Source organism: Membranihabitans marinus (assembly GCF_021729155.1).
In the GTDB taxonomy this organism is placed as follows: Bacteria; Bacteroidota; Bacteroidia; order Chitinophagales; family Saprospiraceae; genus Membranihabitans; species Membranihabitans marinus.
This window is the reverse complement of the sequence record NZ_JAJQYA010000034.1, coordinates 19,856-43,296: the sequence shown is the minus strand read 5'-3', so window position 1 is coordinate 43,296 and position 23,441 is coordinate 19,856. Positions and strand designations below refer to the sequence as shown.

General features: G+C 39.4%; 11 protein-coding genes. 5 read left to right on the top strand and 6 right to left on the bottom strand.

Annotated features, from left to right (window positions below; genetic code table 11):
- Positions 1-576: 576 nt before the first annotated feature.
- Together LVD51_RS16705 and xylA are read left to right on the top strand one after the other, a co-directional pair.
- Positions 577-2,067: a xylulokinase gene (locus tag LVD51_RS16705; protein ID WP_236972507.1), complete on the top strand. Its 1,491-nt coding sequence runs from the start codon at positions 577-579 to the stop codon at positions 2,065-2,067.
- A gap of 2 nt (positions 2,068-2,069) precedes the next feature.
- Positions 2,070-3,398 (top strand): xylose isomerase, encoded by a 1,329-nt coding sequence (xylA, locus tag LVD51_RS16700; protein ID WP_236972506.1) that lies wholly within the window; start codon positions 2,070-2,072, stop codon positions 3,396-3,398.
- Between the two features lie 245 nt (positions 3,399-3,643).
- Here the strand turns inward: xylA and LVD51_RS16695 are convergent, their stop codons facing one another.
- A complete protein-coding gene (locus LVD51_RS16695) occupies positions 3,644-5,416 on the bottom strand; it encodes a T9SS type A sorting domain-containing protein (RefSeq protein ID WP_236972505.1) in 1,773 nt (590 codons plus the stop codon).
- Positions 5,417-6,962: 1,546 nt separating this feature from the next.
- Complete coding sequence (locus tag LVD51_RS16690) at positions 6,963-8,729, bottom strand: zinc-dependent metalloprotease (RefSeq protein WP_236972504.1); 1,767 nt, start codon at positions 8,727-8,729, stop codon at positions 6,963-6,965.
- A gap of 955 nt (positions 8,730-9,684) precedes the next feature.
- Here LVD51_RS16690 and LVD51_RS16685 point away from each other — a divergent pair.
- Positions 9,685-9,861: a hypothetical protein gene (locus tag LVD51_RS16685; RefSeq protein WP_236972503.1), complete on the top strand. Its 177-nt coding sequence runs from the start codon at positions 9,685-9,687 to the stop codon at positions 9,859-9,861.
- A 1,115-nt stretch (positions 9,862-10,976) separates the two neighbouring features.
- Here LVD51_RS16685 and LVD51_RS16680 read toward each other — a convergent pair.
- The 4 genes from LVD51_RS16680 to pgi form a co-directional block, all read right to left on the bottom strand.
- A complete protein-coding gene (locus LVD51_RS16680; protein ID WP_236972502.1) occupies positions 10,977-12,443 on the bottom strand; it encodes a glutamate synthase subunit beta in 1,467 nt (488 codons plus the stop codon).
- 14 nt (positions 12,444-12,457) lie between these two features.
- Positions 12,458-16,993 (bottom strand): glutamate synthase large subunit, encoded by a 4,536-nt coding sequence (gene gltB / locus LVD51_RS16675; protein ID WP_236972501.1) that lies wholly within the window; start codon positions 16,991-16,993, stop codon positions 12,458-12,460.
- A 500-nt stretch (positions 16,994-17,493) separates the two neighbouring features.
- Positions 17,494-18,669, bottom strand: coding sequence for a mannose-6-phosphate isomerase, class I (gene manA, locus LVD51_RS16670; RefSeq protein ID WP_236972500.1), 1,176 nt, complete (start codon positions 18,667-18,669; stop codon positions 17,494-17,496).
- Positions 18,660-20,303, bottom strand: coding sequence for a glucose-6-phosphate isomerase (gene pgi, locus LVD51_RS16665; RefSeq protein WP_236972499.1), 1,644 nt, complete (start codon positions 20,301-20,303; stop codon positions 18,660-18,662). Before pgi ends, manA begins: the two co-directional genes overlap by 10 nt.
- A gap of 142 nt (positions 20,304-20,445) precedes the next feature.
- Between pgi and LVD51_RS16660 the strand changes: the two genes are divergently transcribed.
- Together LVD51_RS16660 and LVD51_RS16655 are read left to right on the top strand one after the other, a co-directional pair.
- A complete protein-coding gene (locus LVD51_RS16660; protein ID WP_236972498.1) occupies positions 20,446-20,817 on the top strand; it encodes a YraN family protein in 372 nt (123 codons plus the stop codon).
- Between the two features lie 1,971 nt (positions 20,818-22,788).
- Entirely contained in the window at positions 22,789-23,433 is a 645-nt protein-coding gene (locus tag LVD51_RS16655; protein WP_236972497.1) for a hypothetical protein, read from the top strand.
- Positions 23,434-23,441 lie beyond the last annotated feature (8 nt).

Genomic DNA, 23,441 nt, shown 5'->3' with positions numbered 1-23,441 from the left:
TCATAATATTTTTTGTCTCTTGGTTGACATGATGATTTCGACGGTGAACAGCGACTGAAATTTTCCTTACTCCTAATATTGAAGAAAGGACTAGGTATTTTATATGAAATCCACTTGGGATAATACAAAATCCACTTAGTATAAGGTAATCCACTACTGAAATCATAGGTATTTTCACTAATAAACACATAAAATGGTGGCCGTAGAAATATATACAATGTCGCCATTTGAATATTCACCTATCGACGTAGTCATAGTTAAGTCTAGATCCAAAGTATTGAATGCTAGATTTTTGCATTGTCGCCGCTACAGGTAATACCTGACGACAATTGTCAGCCCACCAACCTCCTCGTTATCCAACGACCTATCGTAATAACCATATATTAAATCCATTTATCTTATTGTTCCACACTATTATTATAAGGAAACTATACCTCAATGAGAATCCCATTTAATTTAGTACTTTCAATAATTATTTAATATATTCATCGATGAAAAAAGGAGTCAAATATTAATAATTATTAAGTTTGAAATTATCCACATTTTATTTCGAAACACACATAACCCAATTCAGATATGTATTTGTTAGGATATGATATTGGTAGTTCATCTATCAAAGCGGCCTTGGTAGAAGCCGATACAGGACGGACGATATTGACGGTGCAGGCACCCAATACAGAAATGAAAATAGATGTACCTGAAAAAAATCATGCCGAACAAGATCCCAGTACTTGGTGGAAATATATCGTGGAAGCAACACAGAAATTATTGACCCAATACCCCGGGGCGCGAGACCAAATCATAGGGATTGGCATTGCCTATCAGATGCATGGCCTCGTGTTGATCGATGAAGACAAGGAAGTCATTAGACCCTCTATAATATGGTGTGATAGTAGAGCTGTAGAAATTGGACATGGTGTAGAATCCAAACTGGGGAAAGAGACATTGATGAATGCATACTACAACCTCCCCGGAAATTTCACCTTTTCAAAATTACTCTGGGTCAAGGAGAATGAAGCCGATAATTACAATAAAATATGGAAAATCCTTTTGCCTGGCGACTATATTGCTCTGAAATTGACCGATCAAGTCTCTACTTCCATCTCCGGCTTAAGTGAAGCTATTTTATGGAATTTTAAAGAAAACACTCCGGCCTACGAAATATTGAAAGCCTACGACATTCCCCCATCCTTTTTACCCGAACATCATGGATCCTTCCACAATAGTGGATTGTTAACGGAAACAGCAGCCCGGGAATTGGGCTTGTCTCCCGGCATACCGGTGGGATATCGAGCAGGCGACCAACCAAACAATGCATTTTCATTAAATGTCAGCGAAATCGGTGTCCTTGCCGCTACTGGTGGTACTTCGGGAGTTCTATACGGCATATCTGACCAAGCCGTCTTGGACATAGAGCAGAGAACCAATAGTTTTGCCCATGTCAATTATTCCACCGATCACCCATCCATAGGCACTCTGCTATGCATCAACGGAGCAGGTATAGTATATAGCTGGATTCGCGAACAAATCGTGGGCGTTTCCAATTCCTACTTTGAATTGGAATCGAGAGCGGAAAAAATACCAGCGGGATCAGATGGATTACTGACCCTGCCTTTTGGCAACGGGGCGGAACGAATATTTCAAAACAGACAAATCGGTAGCCACATCCTCGGCATCGACCTCAACACCCATAGCCAAGATCACATGATTCGATCGGCGTTAGAGGGCATTGCCTTTGCCTTTGTTTACAGTATAGAAATCATGCAATCTCTGGGCATCCAAACCAAGATTATCAAAACTGGCAACGACAATCTATTTCAATCCAAAATATTTAGTGAGACAATTGCGCAATTGGCTCAAATAAAAATTGTCGTAGTTGAAGCGACCGGAGCAGTAGGTGCTGCCATTGGAGCTGGCCTAGGCATTGGTCATTATAAAGACATAGATCAAGCCTTCCAACAACAAAAACCGTTGCGAGAATATCTTCCATCAAATGCTGAACCCAGCCTAGAAGAGAGCTATAAACAATGGAAAAAATCATTAATAGATCAATTAAATACAAAATAAATATGACTGCACAATCTAACCAATCCGCCTATTTTAAAAATGTAGGCAAGATCAAATTCGAGGGCAAAGATTCAGACAATCCATTGGCCTATCGCTATTACGACAAGGATGCCAAAGTGGGCGACAAGACTCTAGAAGATCATATGAAATTTGCCGTAGCCTATTGGCATAGCTTCTGTGGAGACGGAGGGGATCCTTTTGGCCACCCTACCCGCCCCATGCCGTGGAATATTGGAAATAGTGCGGAGGATAGAGCAAAACAAAAAATGGATGCAGCCTTTGAATTTATTTCTAAGTTAGGACTTAAATACTATTGCTTCCACGATATCGATTTAATAGATGAAGGCGAAAACATCAACACTTTTGGAAAAAGGTTGGACTTTATCACCGATTATGCCCTTGAAAAACAAGCCGAATTCGACGTTAAGGTTCTTTGGGGTACTGCCAATTTGTTTTCACATCCGAGATATATGAATGGAGCGGCAACCAATCCCGACTTTCAAGTAGTGGCCCATGCCGGAGCTCAAGTGAAAAATGCCATCGATGCTACCATTAAGTTGGGCGGTGAAAATTATGTCTTTTGGGGAGGTCGAGAAGGATATATGTCATTGTTGAATACCAATATGAAAAAGGAATTGGATCATATGGCACAGTTCTTACATATGGCCAAAGACTATGCTCGCAAAAATGGATTTACCGGAACCTTCTTTATCGAACCCAAACCAGCAGAACCGACCAAGCATCAATACGATTACGATGCAGCTACAGTTTTGGGCTTTTTAAGAGAATACGATTTAATGGATGATTTCAAATTGAATCTCGAAGTCAATCACGCCACATTGGCTTTGCATACTTTCGAACACGAACTCCAAGTAGCGGCCAATTCCAATGCATTGGGAAGTATCGATGCCAATCGCGGTGATTATCAAAATGGCTGGGACACCGACCAATTCCCTGTCAATTTATATGAGTTGACTCAGGCGATGATGATCATTCTCGACAGTGGTGGTATTCAAGGTGGAGGTATTAATTTTGACGCCAAAATAAGAAGAAACAGCACCGATCTCGAAGATTTGTTTTATGCCCATATCGGAGGTATCGATTTATTTGCTCGTGCGCTAATAATAGCCCATCAAATATTGACTACTTCAGAATACAAATCACTGCTTAGCAATCGCTACCAAAGTTGGGAAACCTCAGCTGGATTAGATTATGAAGCGGGCAAATTGAGTTTGGAAGATTTGGCCAATATCACTGGTGATGGCAGTCATTTAAAAGCAACAAGCGGTCGTCAAGAATATATTGAGAACCTCATCAATCGATATATTTAACAACAAATTTGAGAGGAGTAAAACCGTATGAATTAATAATTATACCAAACGCATTTTATAATGTCGGTTAATATTTGAAGTGTTACTCGATTATGATAATCATAAATAAAAAAAGGAGGTCGATGACCTCCTTTTTTTTTAATTAGATGTACAATTCTTTCTGTTCGGAAATATTCGCGCAAGAAGACCATCTCATCGATATATCCTATCCAGCTGGATAGGTTAACTAGTAATACCAAATGCATTTATAAGATAATTAAACGCTCTACAAATCGAATTTTATCTTGCTCTATCGTCAGTATATAAGTACCGGAATTGAGAAAATCAAAATTCAAATGATTGGATTGAAGATCTCCCTGAGCTATTAATTTACCCGTCACATCGGACAGGGAATACTGAGCGGGTTTCGCTTCCAAATTCCGGATCACAATTTCAGCTGAAGTCGGATTGGGAAATAGACTCAATTCATTGTGATCTCCCCCTGACCAATCGATGGATCGAGTGGGAGAATAGGTATAACTGCCATCGAAATCGTACTGCTTTAGTCGATAATAATTTACCCCTAGATTTGGACTACTATGCAAAAACTCATACTCCTTACTATCTATCTCAGGATTAATATTTTCTACTTTACCCAATACATCAAATTGAGATCCATCTGCACTATATTGAATTTCGAAATAGTCGTGATTTACTTCATTTACCGTTTCCCAATTAAGTTCAACTCCTTCTTCTTCGACTGGACTGGCATAAAAAGCCAGTAAATCTAGTGGTAAAGATTGGTTTTCATAGGCAAAATTGATGCATTCCACATCATAACTTGAAATATCGTTACAGCAGGTTGGATTCATATTTGCTCGATTAGTGCTTGGAATATGACCTAGTCCCAAAGCGTGAGTCATTTCGTGGACGAGCATTGTGGTATAACTGTTATTATTAAAACAACTGCCGACACCATTATTGACCACTACATAACCGACAGCATTTCTATCCCATGAAACTCCATTAAAATCATTATTTGCTCTATAAACATAAACTCCTCCAATGGCCAATGTACCCGAACAATTTGTCATATCTGGAATTTCACTTTTCGGATCATTGTACTGAATAAGGATGGACCGACCTCCATTTTTACCTAAAGCATAACTAAAGAAATGGTTCCCAGTTGCAGAACTATTGTTTCCAGGATCATAGTCATGGCTGCCTGAATATGTCAATAAGATATTATCGTAGCCATTCACGATTTCGCCTACTGCATCGGAGACCAAACTAGCTACCCCAGTTTCATCTGCATCCCCATCTTCGTGAGAATAAACCTCAACAGCATCAGTATCTAAATTTTCCCATCTTGAATTCAATAAATAACTACAATGACTGGGCTGGGCTCTCAATTCTAGCTGAATCCGTTCTTCAAAATCGTAATCTGTAGCGATTTTACTGGCCTCCCATTTTTGAGCATCAGTTGAGACCTCCTTTAGCATAGACAGCAAACTTGTAGTTTTATAGGCTTGCAGAGGTTCAAAAGATTCGTTCGGTTGCAAAGAAATCATCATACTTTCCACTACGGGAACCATAATCTTTTCTTCCTCTTTAACGACCTCTTCCAAGACCCCATAGGACAATAGTTTCGTTCTCCACAATCCCTCAGTAATCGGCTCCAACATTAAGACATATATTTTATCCTCTTGGAATTTATTATCCCCAGAGATTAAGGTTCTCCCTTCTCCAATACGCTTGGACATTCCTCGCACAGAAAAACGTTGACTCATTTGGCCTTTTATCAATGAAATTACTTCAAATTCGGTTTGTTGATAATGAACTCCGTTTTCTTCTTCCTCATAATTGCGAAGTGCTTTGGCATAAACCACAGCATTGGAGTAGAATGCCATTTCACCATAATTATCGTATGGTATGATAATGGAACCATAGGTATGAAATCCATGACCGACAAGAAATATAAATAATAAAAGTGTATTCTTATAATCAAAAAGTCTATTTAAATTAATATATTTTAACATATTGCTGGCTGTATAGAGTTTTAATAAAATTTTTCATTAGTATAACTAAAACACCACCATTATAACATTAATTGTTCTTAACAATAGTTAAAATTACCCCCCCCTTAAACATCAACAACTTATAGATTTGAAATACAAACTGCTAGAAATCATGAAGATAATTAGCATTACACAACCAATTTTAACAAATCCAAATATTTTAATTTAAAACAATTTATAAACACCTGCAAAAAAACAACAACTTTACACAAATTATCTATAGAAAAAACATGTAAACTAATTGCTGTTATCCTCACAAGCAGTCCTGATTGTCATAACTATTACCAAATAGGTGGTGTTAGGAGACGCAAGGCCAACCCACCCGAAACGCGGAGGTTTCGGCTCCTTTTTCCTGGCATCCCCATCCACAACACAGTGGTCGTCTTCCCTCATCAAAGGTCGATTTACGACCTTTCCTCACCCACCCACAGCATGGTAGCTGTGGTTATCTCACCATTGACCGATTTACGGTCTATGATACTACGTATTATGTTCGATAATGTACTGCATTCGGTCATCCGTTCAGGGCATTTGGTAGTCTTTCAGACTACTTCATTCAGTCGTGTCTCTACGTGAGGCGTGACTGCCCCATAAATTGTCTGGTTCTCAGCCACAGTCCCGAGGTGAACGAATGAAGTTGCACAAAGGGCAACCCGATGGACTAAATCTAACTGAGTAGGGTCCACAGGACCATTGGTAGTCAATCTACCAATGACGAAGGCACCAAAGCCACTGGCTTTGGGTGGGTAAGCCAGATGAGAGAAGTCATGCCCACTGCGGCATGACTAGTATTTGTGAAAACTGACGGTGTGGTTTTGATATTAAAAGATAAGAATATGAATCAGGAATTCACCCGATGCTATTATGTCGTCCCTTCAGGTGACTGAGCATAGTTGTCCGAAGGACAACCAAATGCCGTAAATCGGCATTTGGCGAAGGAACCGAAGCCATTGGCTTCGGCGTGATTGCCCTGTAGTTCGTAAGGATTTTAGCCACTGTGCTGCGACTAGAGTGCATAAAATTCGGCAGCGAAATTCCCCTCCATTGGAGGGGTGTCTGACTTGTCAGACGGGGTGGTTCGATTGAAAAAAAATATATTTTAATATTACCTGCAGAATTTCCTAACCACCCCGTCAGTAAACTGACACCCCTCCAAAAGAGGGGAATTGTCTAGGATGACCGTGCGTAGTTGCTCTTTAGAGCAATCATTGATCCTAAACGGATCAATGGTGAGGATGACTGCATTCGGTCATCCGTTAAGGGCATTTGGTAGTCTTTCAGACTACTTCATTCAGTCGTGTCTCTACGTGAGGCGTGACTACACCGTAAATCGTCATGTTCTCAGCCACAGTCCCGAGGGGTGATTGCCCCGTTAATCCTATGGGCAACACTATTGCATCGTGAGATGATCTATAATTCCATATGAGGACATAGGTACAAATCGAATTATAACAGACGCTAATAGAGGTATTTGAAATTACTGCCTTGTTTTGTATGCTACATACCTCTATAAAATAATTAAACGCTCAACGAATAGATTATTATCTTGCTCTATCGTCAAAATATATGTTCCAGCATTGAGAAAATCAAAATTTAAAGAATTGGATTGAAGGGCACCCTGAGTGATTAATCTACCTGTTACATCGGACAGTGAATAATGAGCGGGTTTCAATCCCAAATTCTGTATCACTATTTCAGCTGAAGTCGGATTGGGATAAAGACTCAATTCATTCTGTTTTCCCCCTGACCATTGGATGGATCGAGTGGGAGAATAGGTATAACTACCATCGAAATCGTACTGCTTTAATCGATAATAATTCAGTCCCAGTTTGGGATTACTGTGCAAATAATTATACTCCTTACTATCTATCTCTGGGTGTTGATTAACCATCTTGTCCAATACATCAAATTGATATCCGTCCGTACTGTATTGAATTTCGAAATAGTCGTGATTTACTTCATTTACTGTTTCCCAGATAAGTTCAACACCTTCTTCATCGATTATACTGGCATAAAAAGCCAGTAAATCCAATGGTAAAGATTGATTTTCGTAGGCAAAATTCACACATTCGATATCATTGTTGGTAATACTATTACAGCAACTAGGATTCATATTTGCCCTCTTGGTGGCTGGTATATGATCAAGGCCCAAAGAATGAGTCATTTCGTGAATCAACATAATTTCATATTGACTATTGGACAAACAATTACCCACTCCATTGTTGACCAAGACATAACCTACAGTAGAACTATTCCATGTGACTCCATTAAATTCATCATTTCTAGCTGAATAATACATCCCTCCATAAGCCAATATGCCATTACAATTGTTCAAATCATCGATTTCATCTTGGGGATCGTTGTATTGAATTATAATAGTTCTTCCCCTATTTTTGGACCATGCATAAGAATAAAATTGACCATCTAAAACTGAATCATCCAATGTATCTGGACTATAATCATGGCTTCCAGAATAAGTCAATAAGATATTATCGTAATTGCTCATCATATCGCTTATCGCACTAGACACTAGATTAGAAACATTTGAAATACTTGTATCTCCATCTTCATGAGAGTACACTTCAATGGCATCACTATCCAAATTCTCCCATCGTGAATTGGCCAAATAAGAACAATGACTGGGCTGTGCCCGCAACTCAACCTGTATTCTTTCTTCCAAATCGTAATCCACAACTATTTGGCTGGCATCCCATTGAATGACACCAGTGGACACTTCTTTTAACATAGACAACAAACCATTGGTATGATAAGCTTGCAATGGTTCAAATGATTCATTCGGCTGTAGAGATATCAGCCTGCTTTCTAATACGGGAACCATTATCTTAACCGACTCGCTTTCGATTTCTTCTAGCACCCCATAGGACAACAGTTTCGTTTTCCATAAAGCCTCATTGATGGGCTCCAACATCAAGACATAAATCTTATCTACTTCAAATTTATTCTCACCGGAAATTAAGGTATGCCATTCACCAATTCGTCGAGACATTCCTCGGACGGAGAAACGCTGACTTATCTGGCCTTTTATCAGCGATATAACTTCAAATTCAGTTTGGTCATAGTGAACACCGTTTACTTCTTCCTCATAGTTCTTAAGTGCTTTGGCATAAACCACTGTACTGGAGTGGAATGCCATCTCTCCATAGTTGGAATAAGGTATGACAATTGAAGCTTGAACTCGACTTCCTTGACTGAATATAAATATTAATACTAAATATTTATATTCAAATAGTCTCGCTAGAAAATTATTTAACATACTGCTGGATATATGGAGTTTTAATAAAATATTACCATTATTATAACTAAAACACAACACTTATAATATAAATCACCTTCAACAACAGTTAAAAATAAGCAAATTAAATGACAAATACATAAGACAACAACATAAAATTCAATATATATCATAGGAATATTTAGTATATACCATAGGAATATTTAGTATAAATTAGATAAAAAGACAATAATTCTATATTTAAATTTAAAAAAACCCATAAATAATTAAAAAAAACAAGTTCTTTACAAACATTATTCAACGATGAAAAATATGTAATGTCATTGTTGTGATTTTAACAGAACCCTAGTTTATATAGCTGATCAAAGACCCTATCAACAGTTAATTAATAATTCGAACTTTAATCAATAAAATAATATATACCTCTGTTTATATATTTTAAAAATACTGATAAAACCACTCAAGGTTTATTGACAAATTTCCAGAATTCTATACCAAAAATGACCTTTCGTTTCTAACTACACCTTGGTTTTGACGGAGTGAAGTTGTTCTTTAGAGCAATGTCTAAGAGGCTGCATAAGCTATGGAGAAGTGAAGGGAGCCGAAGCCACTGTGCTCCGGCATGGTATTCATAAAAATTCATGACAATCATTATTGTGCTCCAGCATGGTTGTCCCGTTAATTCTATGGAAAATACGATTGCATCATGTCCTAATCATGTTAATTGATTTTGAAGACGTGATTGCCCCAAAAATTGTCAGGTTATCAGCCACTGGCTTTGGGCAAACCAATCTAATATAACAATAGAAAAGTCCTGAAAGCGGCGCACTGAGCTTGGTCGAAGTGGACGCAGTCTAATAGCATAGGGTGAAACCCTATGAAAAGGATGCATTCCTAGAAAAAAGTCCTGAAGGGACGAAGTAATTCATTTCTATTGACAGCAAACATCATTTTTCTATTAAAATCAATGAATGATGTGAATAGAATGATAACATGTATGGTGATGGTCATGGATTTGTCACATTTATTGCCCAGCATCTCTTATGTCCACCGCTGGCGGGGGTTAGGGGGTGGATATGCCATGAAATTTGTATTAATATTAGACTACCGAGTATATCGACAGCAAACATCATTTTTCTATCAAATTCAATGATTGAGGTGAATTGAATGACACCATGTATGGTGATGGTCATGGATTTGTCACACTTTTTGCCCAATCTATTCTATTATATAATTACAGGGAATGAAAAGATATGACCTCTTCTTGTCAGAAAATTGACAATGCAAAAAGTCCGCCAAATCAACATTGTTTGATGCTTTATACACCTCACCCACCCGAGGGAATAATCCCTCGGTTCCCTCATCAAATGCCTTTAGTAGGCATTTGGCTCTTCGAGCTTCATTCGGTCACCCACGGCTATTAGACTACGTCCTTTCAGGACTTATTTATAAAGATGTCTGGGTATGACTGAGTATTCTATGATAGAACCTAATTAATTAAGCTGTTCATTTTACAAAAGGTTCATCTCGATTGATTACTACATAAAGACGTATTTGCTTGGTCGCCTACTTAAAATATATGACAGGAGACGCAAAATCTTGCGCCTCTACAAAATGGCCTGACTGCCCCAAAAATTGACAGGTATTTTATCACTGTGCTCCGGCTAGGCATCAATGAAAATTCAAGATATTCATTATTGTGCTATGGCGAAAATCCACCGTAAATATACAGCAAATTTCATGGAATCTCGTCATGCCACGGTTGCGTACCCACCCGAGGCGCAGTGGCCTCGATCCCTTCACCCAATCGACATTTAGTCGATTAGATGCTGCGCATTTCGCTCAGTCACATCGTAGACCGATTTACGGCACTCTTGCCCACCCACGACACAGTGGTCGTGGCTCCTTCATCAGATGAACATTTAGTTCATCTGGCTGCTCTTTGAGCAACTTTATTCAGTCGTGTACTTCATTCGTTCACTCCGGCTAGGTATTCATAAAAATTTAAGACATTTATTATTGTGCTCCAGCATGGTTGTCCCGTTAATTCTATGGAAAATACGATTGCATCATGTCCTAATCATGTTAATTGATTTTGAAGACGTGACTGCCCCAAAAATCATCAGCAAATTTTATGCAATTTCGTCATGCCCACCATGGTATATTTGCAGATCATACCCCAATCAACAAAGGCTGTCCCAAATCAATGGAACAGCCTTTGTTATTATAATTTTAATTCAAGACCATTTCGGTCTTCAGATCTACCTTCTATACCAATGCCGTTCTGGCCTTGTTTTTGCTTTCTAAGCTCGACACGCCCATAAGGTATTGATCAACTTCTCTGGCCGCTTCTCTACCTTCAGATATCGCCCATACCACCAAACTCTGACCTCTTCTCATATCACCGGCAGCAAAAACACCTTCCATTGATGTAGCATAATTTTCAGCCAAAATATTGCCTCTATTATCGTACTCTACACCCAATTCATCCAACATGCCAGCATGCTCCGGATGAATAAACCCAATAGCCAATAAAGCCAATTCACAAGGAATCTCTCTTATGGTATTTTCTAATTCTACAATATCATTTCGACCTGTCTCTGGATTGTGCCTCCACTCAATCTCTACGATTTCTATACCTTTTAAATTGTTGTCCGCATCTCCTACAAAACGTTTTGTCATCAACGACCACTTGCGCTCACATCCTTCTTCGTGAGAAGTAGAAGTTCGCAATTTCATAGGCCACAATGGCCATGGTGTAGAAGCATCGCGCTCCAATGGTGGTTTGCCCAACAACTCGATTTGGGTAATGGACTGAGCACCGTGTCTGTTCGATGTACCTACACAATCCGATCCAGTATCCCCACCACCAATAACCACTACATTTTTTCCACTGGCATGGATCTCTTCTGTTTTAATCTCTTTTCCTGCAACTCTACGGTTGTTTTGCTCCAAAAAGTCCATGGCAAAATGAACGCCTTTTAATCCTCTTCCAGGGATACCTAAATCTCTTGGAATAGTAGAACCTCCAGCCAAAACAATGGCATCAAAATTTTCTTTTAAATCTTCTACAGCTACGTTGCGGCCCACATAGGCGTTGGTCTGAAATTTAATCCCTTCAGATTCCATAACCCGAATTCGTCGCTCAACCACTGACTTTTCTAATTTAAAATCGGGAATTCCATATCTCAACAAACCACCGACTTCGTCATTGCGCTCGAAAACCGTCACCGTATGTCCCGCTCTATTGAGCTGAGCTGCAGCAGCTAGTCCAGCAGGTCCACTTCCGACTACGGCCACCGTTTTCTCCGTTCTTACCACAGGAGGCACCGGTCGTACATATCCTCTTTTAAAAGCTTCTTCTGCTATACTTTTCTCTATATGTTCAATAGCTACAGGGGGTTGATTGATACCCAATACACAAGCGGTTTCACATGGTGCTGGACATATTCTCCCCGTAAATTCTGGAAAGTTATTGGTCGAAGACAAAATTTCATAAGCCTCCTGCCAATCTTCTCTAAATACCGCATCATTGAAATCCGGGATAATATTCCCCAATGGACATCCATTATGACAAAATGGAATACCACAATCCATACAGCGAGCAGCTTGTTGATTGGTCTCCTCATGGGTAAATGGAATATCAAATTCCTTATAATGTTGAACTCTATCCTTTGGATTTTCCTTTGAAGGAAGTGCTCTGTCGTATTTTAAAAATCCTTTTGGATCTGCCATGTTATATACTTTTACTAGCCTACAGCTACTTTTTTAGTAATCTCTTTTTCCTTATTCAATTCCATCACCCGTTTCAAATCCTTAGGCATCACTTTAATGAAATGCTTCTTCAAACGATCCCAGTTTTGGAGGATATCCAAAGCTTTTTGGCTTGAAGTATAATTAAAGTGGTTTCGAATCATTTGACGGACTTCTAATAAATCTTCCCCTTCTGGTCTTTCCAAATCAACCATCTCCATATTACAGGTCTTGTGGAAGGTCTTATCGATATCGTAAATAAAGGCTTTACCTCCACTCATACCAGCGGCAAAGTTTTTGCCCCACGATCCGATATTGATAACCAAACCACCAGTCATATACTCACAACCGTGATCTCCCATTCCTTCAACGACAGCTTTTACCCCAGAGTTTCGCACTGCAAATCGCTCTCCAGCCATTCCGTGGATATAAGCTTCTCCAGAAGTAGCTCCATAAAGCGCCACGTTTCCAATAATGATGTTTTCAGAAGGTACAAAGACGGCATCTCTATCCGGTGTAGCTACAAGAACAGCTCCAGACAATCCCTTACCGAAATAATCGTTGGACTCTCCCTCCAATCGGAACAATAACCCCTTGGCAGAAAAAGCACCAAAACTCTGTCCCGCTGAACCTCTAAATCGATAATCGATAGTACCATCAGGCAATCCAGCACTTCCATATTTCAATGAAATCTGATTACTCAACATGGCACCGGTAGCTCTATCCGTATTTTTAATTTTAAATTCTCCCGCGATTTTATTCCCTGATTCTAGGGCCACTTTAGCGTGTTCTATAAGTTTTCGATCCAGTACATCTTCGATTCCGTGATCTTGTTCTACCTTCTTATATTGACCTACAGATTCTTCTACAGGCTCTTTGTATAAGATGGGACTTAAGTCGAGGTTTTTATACTTCCAATGCGTAATTTCTCGCTGCATTTTCAACATCTCTACTTTACCGACCATTTCGTTTACCGTACGGAAACCCAACTGCGCCATAATTTCACGCAATTCCATAGCCAAGAAAGTAAAGAAATTCACTACATAATCCGCATTTCCTGTAAATCGCTTACGCAATTCTGGATCTTGGGTGGCGATACCTACAGGACAGGTATTCAAATGACACTTACGCATCATAATACACCCCTCAACCACCAAGGCAGCGGTAGCAACTCCCCATTCTTCTGCTCCCAAAAGGGTAGCTATGGCCAAATCCTTACCGGTTCTAATCTGACCGTCAGTCTGCAAAGTCACACGATCTCTTAAGTTATTGCGCACTAGGGTCTGATGAGATTCTGCCAATCCCAACTCCCAAGGCAAACCAGCATAAGAAATAGAAGATAGTGGCGATGCCCCTGTTCCTCCATCGTGACCAGCGATCAATATCGCATCGGCATGAGCCTTGGCAACACCGGAGGCGATAATACCCACACCGGCTTTTGATACCAATTTCACATTGATTCTAGCCAATGGATTCGCATTCTTAAGATCGTAGATCAATTGAGCCAAATCCTCGATACTATATATATCGTGATGCGGAGGTGGCGATATCAGACCTACCCCTGGAGTCGAGTGTCTCACTCTCGCAATCCACTTATCGACTTTGTGTCCGGGCAACTGTCCGCCTTCTCCTGGCTTGGCTCCTTGAGCCATTTTTATTTGTATTTCAATGGCATTGGTCAAATAATGACTGGTCACCCCAAATCGCCCAGAAGCAACTTGTTTGGTGGCCGACTTCATTGAATCACCGTTTTCCATCGTTTCATATCGGATTTCATCCTCTCCTCCTTCTCCACTATTACTCTTACCTCCTATTCTATTCATAGCGATGGCCAGAGTAGTATGGGCTTCGAAACTAATACTACCAAATGACATGGCTCCAGTTGCAAATCGCTTAAGGATTTCTTCCACAGGCTCCACTTCCTCGATATCTATGGATTGTCCCTTTCTAAAATCCAACAGTCCTCTAAGTGTGATCGCCTGATCAGCTTGACTATTGATCAACTTAGAATATTTTTTAAAGATTTTATAGTCTCCACTTCTGGTAGAATGTTGAAGCAGGTGAATGGTCTGTGGATTGAATAAGTGATCTTCTCCCCTTTGTTTCCATTGATATACTCCCCCTTCATCCAATCCCGAATGTACAATGGCCGATGACGGGAAGGCCATGGAATGCCATTTCAATGTTTCCTGAGACAACTCGTCAAATCCAATACCTTCGATTCGACTTACTGTACCGCGGAAACATTTTTTCACCACGCTGGAATTCAAACCGAGGATTTCAAATATTTTCGCACCTTGATAACTCAACACTGTAGAGATTCCAATCTTGGACATGATTTTCAATAAGCCATTTTCTACAGCATATATATATACCTTGATGACCTCATCTAGAGATGCTAGATCTCCAAATTTATTGGCTTTGTACAAATCGGCCAAACTGGCATAGGTCAAATACGGGTTGATGGCATCGACACCATAACCGATCAAGGTAGCAAAATGATGAGTTTCACGCACATCTCCCGACTCGATAACCAATGAAGTCAAGGTACGCAAACCTTTTTCTATTAAATGATGGTGGATGGCTCCTACCGCCAACAAGGAAGGTATAGGGGCCAAGAAAAAATCTGAATTTCGATCACTCAATATAATGATATCGCAGTTATTTCGAACCAAATCTTCCGCTACAGCACATACGTGATCCAAAGCGGCTTCAAGCCGACCTTTTTGTTTATCTGCTTTATATACTATATCAACTACTCCTACCTTATGGTCTGGGTGGTTGATAAATTTGATCTTATTGAATTCGTCATTGGTTAATATTGGCGATTTCAATCTAATAAATTTCGCCAAATCTTCTGTGGGTTTAAGCACATTACCACTCTTACCCAATTTGGCATGCAATGACATAACCGATCGCTCTCTAATAGGGTCAATCGGTGGATTGGTTACCTGAGCGAACAATTGTTTAAAATAATTAGATATATGCTGGGCTCTACTTGACAAGACGGCCAATGGAATATCTGCCCCCATCGATCCAATTGGATCTTTTTTGGAAGTAATCATCGGTGCCAATAAGAAATTGACATCTTCTCTAGTGTAACCGTGTAATTTTTGTTTACGCAACAAGGTTTTTTCATCGAATTCGATAAAACCTGGGATATGTTGATCCAAGTCGTCCAATTCAATGGTATTGTTGTCCAACCAATCTCTATAGGGCAATCGGCTACAAATCACTTTTTTCAGTTCATCGTCTCCGATAATTTTCTTCATTTCCATATCGGCAATCAATATCTTGCCGGGCTGCAAACGTCCTTTTTGAACTACTTTAGATTGCTCTACAGGCAATGCACCTGCCTCTGAAGCTACGATTAAGGTATCGTCCTCCAGCAAACAATATCTAGATGGACGCAAACCGTTTCTATCCAATGTTGCCCCTACCAATATACCATCGGAGAAACAGATGGACGCTGGTCCATCCCAAGGCTCCATCAATTGAGAGCTATATTCGTAGATGGCTTTTTTGTGATCTTCCATATGCGGATCGTGCTCCCAAGCTTCTGGGATCATCAACATCATGGCGTGGGGTAAAGAATAACCGTTCAACACCAAAAACTCCAATACATTGTCAAACGATCCCGAATCCGATAGACCTGCCCATATAATAGGCTTCATCTTATTTAATTCATTTTCTGAAAACACCTCTGATTCAATGATGTGTTCTCTCGCCTGCCACCAGTTGATATTTCCCTGAATGGTATTGATTTCACCATTGTGGGCAATATATCTAAAGGGCTGAGCCAATCGCCACTTGGGCACGGTATTGGTAGAAAATCTTGAATGAATCAATGCAATAGCCGAAGTAAAGTCCGAATCCGAAAGATCTAGAAAATACTCCTTCACTTGAAAAGTGGTCAATTGACCTTTGTATATGATAGTCTTATAAGAAAGAGAACAAATATAAAATTCATCTTCAGCTTGGGGGAAGGTCTGCCATATATTGTGACTGGTAAACTTTCTAAGGATATACAGCTTTCGCTCCAAGGTCTTGGGATCGACATCTTCCTTGGGCTTAACAAAAACCTGTTCTATCTTGGGCTCAACACTCTTTGAGCTCACTCCTAAGATTTCGTTGTCCACTGGTACCTTTCGGTAACCCAACAATTCAAATCCAGCTTCGTCTATATAATCATTAAACAATACTCTACACTGTTCCCTTAGACTTTTATCTCTGGGAAAAAACAACATGCCGACTCCGTATTTCCCAAACTCGGGTAGGTCTATCGACAATTCTTTACACTTCTTCTTAAAGAAAGTATGTGGGTTTTGCAACAATATACCAGCGCCATCCCCAGAATTGGGATCGGCCCCAATGGCTCCACGGTGCTCCATATTACTTAACATAAATAGGGCATCCAGAACCAGTTGATGTGTTTTGTTCCCACGCAAATTTGCTATGAGTCCTGCTCCACACGAATCTTTCTCTAATTGAGAGCGGTAAAGCCCGTTCTCAGCTTGTTTCATTCCCTTCATCCAATATGATGTTTAAATCGATTCAAAATTTTCAAAAAGCAAATATATTACTAAAATGTATAAAAAATTGAATACTTGGCAACATTATTTACTATTGGTTAATACATTATGAAAAAAAACCCTGTTTTCATGAATTGACTTAAAAAGGCCTAAATTCCTTTTATTTCGCCCAATCTCACTTGGATTTCTATTAAATTCTAATGCTCTCAACCGACAATATCCTCCAATTTGATCATTTTAAATCGTGGCCATTCGGCCTGAAAAAATTTATTTCAAAAATATATTATAATTTTCTTGCATATGTAAATAAGTCATTCTATATTTGTAATGCAAACATATTAAAACAAAATATAATACGATATATAAATTCTAGTTTAGGTTCTTTTTAGGTTTTTTCATTCACAGAGTCAAGTTCAGTTTTGGACTTGACTTCTTTTTTTTACCCCATTCACAAGACCTCCTAAACTACCATATCCCCAGTTCTAACACTTTTTACACCATTAATGATTCACTGAGATGCAAAAAATTTCTCCCATCTCCTCTAAAATCAACCTAATTCGCTGACCAGCCATCACTACCAGAGCGCTTCCTCCTTCCAATTCAACCTCTGAATCATCCACTAAAACCCTGAATTTGGGCATGACCGAAAATATTACAGAGACAGCTTTCACCTCCAAAATCAGGCCTTCTTCGGGGATTTCACTATAGACATCCAATTTGAAATCTTCTACCGGAGGCAAAAAAGAACGACCAAATGCTGTATTCCGAACCGGCATCAAACGGTGAACCGATCTATCCTCAAAATCCATGAGTTGGATCAAAGCTTCGTGATTGATGTATTTTTTGGTCAATCCTCCCCTAATCACATTGTCGCTATTGGACATCACTTCCACATTTTGCCCTTCGAGATAGGCATGTGGAATACCAGCGCCTTGAAAAACAACTTCACCTGGAGACAATACCAATAGTTTCAACAAATAGATGGACAACAATCCGCGATCTATATCTGAGTCCATATCAAAAGTAGAAAGTGCTCGCAATGCCCAAAAATCCGGATGACTCTTGTCCTCTACTTGACCGCGCTCAATGACATAAGATTTGAGCGGAGATAAAAAACGATTGACCTCTTCTTGATCAGCCCTCATAAATTCGCTGTAAAACTCCATCAAACCTTTATCCAATATAATATCCCGAGCCCAATGTAAAGCGGGAATTTCACCCAACACATCGAGAAGGTCATCAGTCTCCCGAAACCCGTGCAACAGATAGAAGGTAGACAGTGCATACATTAATTCGGGTTTGTGATTGCGGTCTTTAAAACTGCGATCAAACGCCGTCAATGACACCTCTCGCTTGCTTTCATCTTCATAGCCTTTTTCTGCCGCCTGTTTGGAAGGGTGAAGTTGAATAGACAACATATCCTTCACATCCAATATCTTACAGAGGTAGGGCAAGCCCTTTAAAGTCATGGTTTCTTCAGCTATCATCTCCTCTGTCAACCACTGACCTTCACTTATAGAAGAAGGACAGGCGGGATGGTGGCCAAACCACAATTCGGCAAAGGGGCGTTTATCTATATTTTCTACGTTTAATAGTTGAGGCAAAAAACTATACCCCCCCCAGTCATAATGTTGAATACAACCCCAAATCTTAATTATTTTTTCATTTACTTCCATTGACGATACAATTGAATCAACCCCTGAGTAGATACATCGTGACTATCAATATCACTTTCTGTTTCCAGTTCAGTAAGTATTTTGTTAGCTAAAGCCTTACCCAATTCCACTCCCCATTGATCAAAAGAGAATATATTCCATATCACACCTTGGGTAAATATTTTGTGTTCATACATCGCCAGCAACCATCCCAAAGATCGAGGAGTCAAATCCTTCAACAAGAAGGTGTTGGTCGGTCTATCTCCGGTAAATTCTTTAAAAGGCAGCAAAAACTCTATTTTATCTTCCGCCATACCTTGGGCCTCTAATTCTTCTCGAACCTCTTCTTTTGACTTACCCACCATCAGGGCTTCTGTCTGAGCAAAGAAATTGGCCATAAGTATATCCTGATGGCGGTCTGGCTGATGAAAACTGCGGGCAAATCCTATAAAATCACAAGGAATCAACTTGGTTCCCTGATGGATCAATTGAAAGAAAGCGTGTTGTCCGTTCGTCCCTGGCTCTCCCCAAATCACCGGCCCTGTTTGATATCCTATGTAATCACCAGATCGATCTACGCCTTTGCCATTACTCTCCATATTCCCTTGTTGAAAATAAGCGGGAAAACGATGCAAATATTGAGCATAAGGGATAATGGCTTCTGTCTCAGCCCCAAAAAAGTTGTTGTACCACAATCCGATCAAGGCCATGGTCACCGGAATATTTTCCTCAATGGGAGTTGTTCGAAAGTGCTCATCCATCTCGTGCAATCCAGACAAAAATTCAAAGAAGTGGTCCGGACCTATTGCACACATGACGGGCAACCCAATGGCAGAAGACACCGAATATCGGCCTCCTACCCAATCCCAAAATTCAAACATATTAGCGGTATCGATGCCAAATTCAGCCACCTTATTTTCGTTGGTCGACAAGGCTACAAAATGTTTGGCGACATCGGCCTCACTAGCTCCAGCTTCCAACAACCATTTTTTGGCTGTTTGTGCATTGGTCATAGTCTCTATCGTGGTAAATGTTTTGGAAGCGACCACAAAAAGGGTTTCTTCCGCCTTCAATGAAGACAATACCTCAGCGATCTGATTGCCGTCTATATTGGATACAAATTCACAGACTATACCTGTACTGTGATAGGGTTTCAATGCCTCATAGACCATTACCGACCCCAAGTCGGATCCTCCAATGCCTATATTGACCACTGTCTTTATGGGCTTGCCTGTATATCCCGTCCATTGTCCGGAACTCAATCGATTGACAAAATCGGCCATTTTATGCAATACCCGCCACACTTCAGGATTGACATTCTCCCCTCCTATCATGGTTTCACTCCCTTCTGGTGCTCTTAAAGCGGTGTGAAAAACACTTCTACCTTCGGTTTCATTAATGGCTTCACCGGCAAACATACTTTTAATACCAGCTTCCAACTTACACTCCTTAGCCAGTCCACGCAACAAAGACAATGTCTCCGTATCTATTAAATTTTTGGAAAAGTCAAAATACAAGTCTTTAAATTGCAATGAAAATGCGTCGAAACGCTGGTCGTCAAATAGATCGACGATGGATCGATCTTTTAACCCCTCAAAATGAGAGGTCAACAGCGCCCAACTTTTGGTATTCGTAGGATTAATCTTTGATAACATGGTCTTTTTTTTCTGTAAATATATAAAACACCATCGGAATAGAAGGACTAATCATCTCATTTACCTATGGTCTAAAGATTAATTTTAGGTTGGCAGTCTGTGATTAGGCTCCAGTTATTTTATGTAATATTAATCATAATATATGGTTAAATTAAGCACATATGAATTGGGACAAAAAGGTGAGAGAATAGCTGCTGCCTATTTGAGGACAAAAGGGTATACCATAATAGCTCTCAACTGGCGACAATCCACATTGGAAGTTGACATTATCGCCCAAGATCAGAATATCTTGGTTTTCATAGAAGTCAAATACCGGAGCGATGAGCGGTACGGTAGACCGGCAGAATTTATCACTGAACGACAAATGCAAAATCTGGCCATTGCAGCTGGGCATTATTTAGAAGAACATAAATTTGACGGTCCCTGTCGCTTTGACGTCATTGGCATCGTAGCCAAAGCCCCTCCTCACTACAGTATTAGGCATTACGTAGATGCTTTTTTCCCTGGGTGGTAAATTGTCCAATACAATAACAACATCACCTTAAAAACATTAGAGATTATTTCGATTATACCAAATGCATATATAATTATCGGTTATACTTCGATTTGTTTCTACATCTTCAGAGTAAGCGACCAAGCAACTACGTCTTTATGCAGTAATCAATCGAGATGAACCTTTTGTAAAATGAACAGCTTAATTAATTAGGTTCTATCATAGAATACTCAGTCATACCCAGACATCTTTATAAATAAGTCCTGAAAGGACGTAGTCTAATAGCCGTGGGTGAAACCCACGGTATTGGCATCAAACAAGGTTGATTTGGCGGACTTTTTGCTCTATAGGCTTTCTTTGACAGATAATCATTGTTTTAATTCAATGATACTAGATATAATATGATTATTTCGGCAAAAAGTGTGACAAATCCATGAGCATAACCATTCATGGTATCATTGAATTCACATCAAACTTTGATTTTAATAGAAAAAAATGTTTGCTGTCGATAGAAATGAATTATACGAATTACATTTTATAATGACGGAAAAGATTTCGAGAGTATTTGAAGTTTGACGAGGCTAAAAACACAGGCATAGCCGTAGCTACGGCGAGTATTTTAAACGAAGTAAAACTTCTAATAAATCGAAAGATTACCGTTAATTATAAATGTAATTCGTATTACTTCGTCCCTTCAGGACTTTTTTCTAGGAAGGCATCCTTTTCATAGGGTTTCACCCTATGCTATTAGACTACGTCCCTTCAGGACTTTTCTCTTATTATATTAGATTGGTTTGCCCAAAGCCAGTGGCTAAAAAACTATCGAATTACGAAGTAATCATGCGAAACCAGCTTGATAAATAAGTCCTGAAAGGACGAAATATGTCAGCATAGGGTAAAACCCTATGAATTAATTGTCATCTTGAAAAGAAGTCCTGAAAGGACGACATAATATATTAAAGTAGAAACCTGATGAATTAGAGGGCAGTGTCTTCACAGCGCAGTGGCTATAAACCTATCGAATTACGTTGCAATCACGCCTCGACGTAGAGACGCAATGCCTTGCGTCTCCTAACACCACTTATTTGAGACGCAAGGCATTGCGTCTCTACGTCTTCAAAATAAATTAACAATATCACGTCTCGGCATGGTAGATAACACTATCGAATTATGTTGCTGTCACGCCTCGGCACAGTGACCTTGGCTCCTTCATCCAATTGATATTTAATCAATTGGGTTGCACTTCGTGCAACTGCATTCAGTCCCTGAAAGGATGATATGTTAAAACCGTGGGTTACCGAATGCAGCTCAAAGAGCCAAATGCCTACTAAAGGCATTTGATAAGGGAACCGAGGGATTATTCCCTCGGGTGGGTGAGGTGTATAAAGCATCAAACAATGTTGCTTGGCGGACTTTTTGCATTGTCAATCTTCTGACAAGAAGAGATCATATCTTTTCATTCCCTGTAATGACATAATAGGATAAATTGGGCATAAAGTGTGACAAATCAGATTCTGACAATTCAATATTTACCATTTTTGATTCATTCAATCAGATAAGACATTTGAGATCTTCATAAATCTTATAAATGACATGCCGGAGCACAGTGCTTCGGATGAGTTGATCTCTGTGTTTAGGATGAGTTGGCCTTTCGTCTCCATTATCGATCTTTATTAAACATTCCATTATTATAAAATCGTAATTATTTAAATAAATACAAACAACACAATCCATTTCAGAATTACATAAATAAATATTGACAAATAAAATTATTTTTTAAAAATAATCATCACATTCAATCACGAAAACAAGCAACAATTCGTTTAAATTTAACCCAAAAAGACACACAAATTAATTTACACCTCCCAAAAAACGCTTTAGCAAATTCAATAAACGACCTACTACCTTAAAATAGTCTCAGACATAGATAAACATAATTAAACCGATATTATAAAGCAACTCATGCATTAAAAAATAAACCAATCACACAATATGAAAGTATTTACCATTACCACCATTTTACTATTTTGTACTTTTTTCTCGCTAAATGCTCAAATCAAACTAAATGCCGTACTCGGAGGAGGAACTACTTACCTAGAACAATATTATGATGCATCAAATATGGTAAGAACAAAACCTGATTATTCCATCAATGCTGGATTTAAAGCGACTAGTAAATTCCGAAAAGATGGAATGCTCGGCATTGAATTGGGAGCGTTAATCAGCTATACCGGATTTAAAAACATTCCCGTGATAGATGTGAAAGATGGTGATCTGGTATTCGATGATGACCACCCTATTTCCGTTCGCAGCCTCTACTTAAAAGTCCCCCTGACCCTTGACTTCAATGTCTATGAGCGATTTGGCCTACTTTTGGGTGGACATCTCAACATGAGATTGACTAATAAGGAAGAAATTAAAGCCTTACATACCGTCCAAGGCTCCCAAGGGAAGTTTAGGAAATACATTCCTGGCATACACTTGGGATTCTACGGCAAGGTCAATGACAGAATACGGATTGACGGCCAAGTATTCTCCGATGTCCTACCACGACTACAAAACGACAAATTCGTTGACAAACTTTATTTTATGGAATTAGGGTTTTCAATTAATTGCCAATATCGCTTGAATCCATAAAAATGATT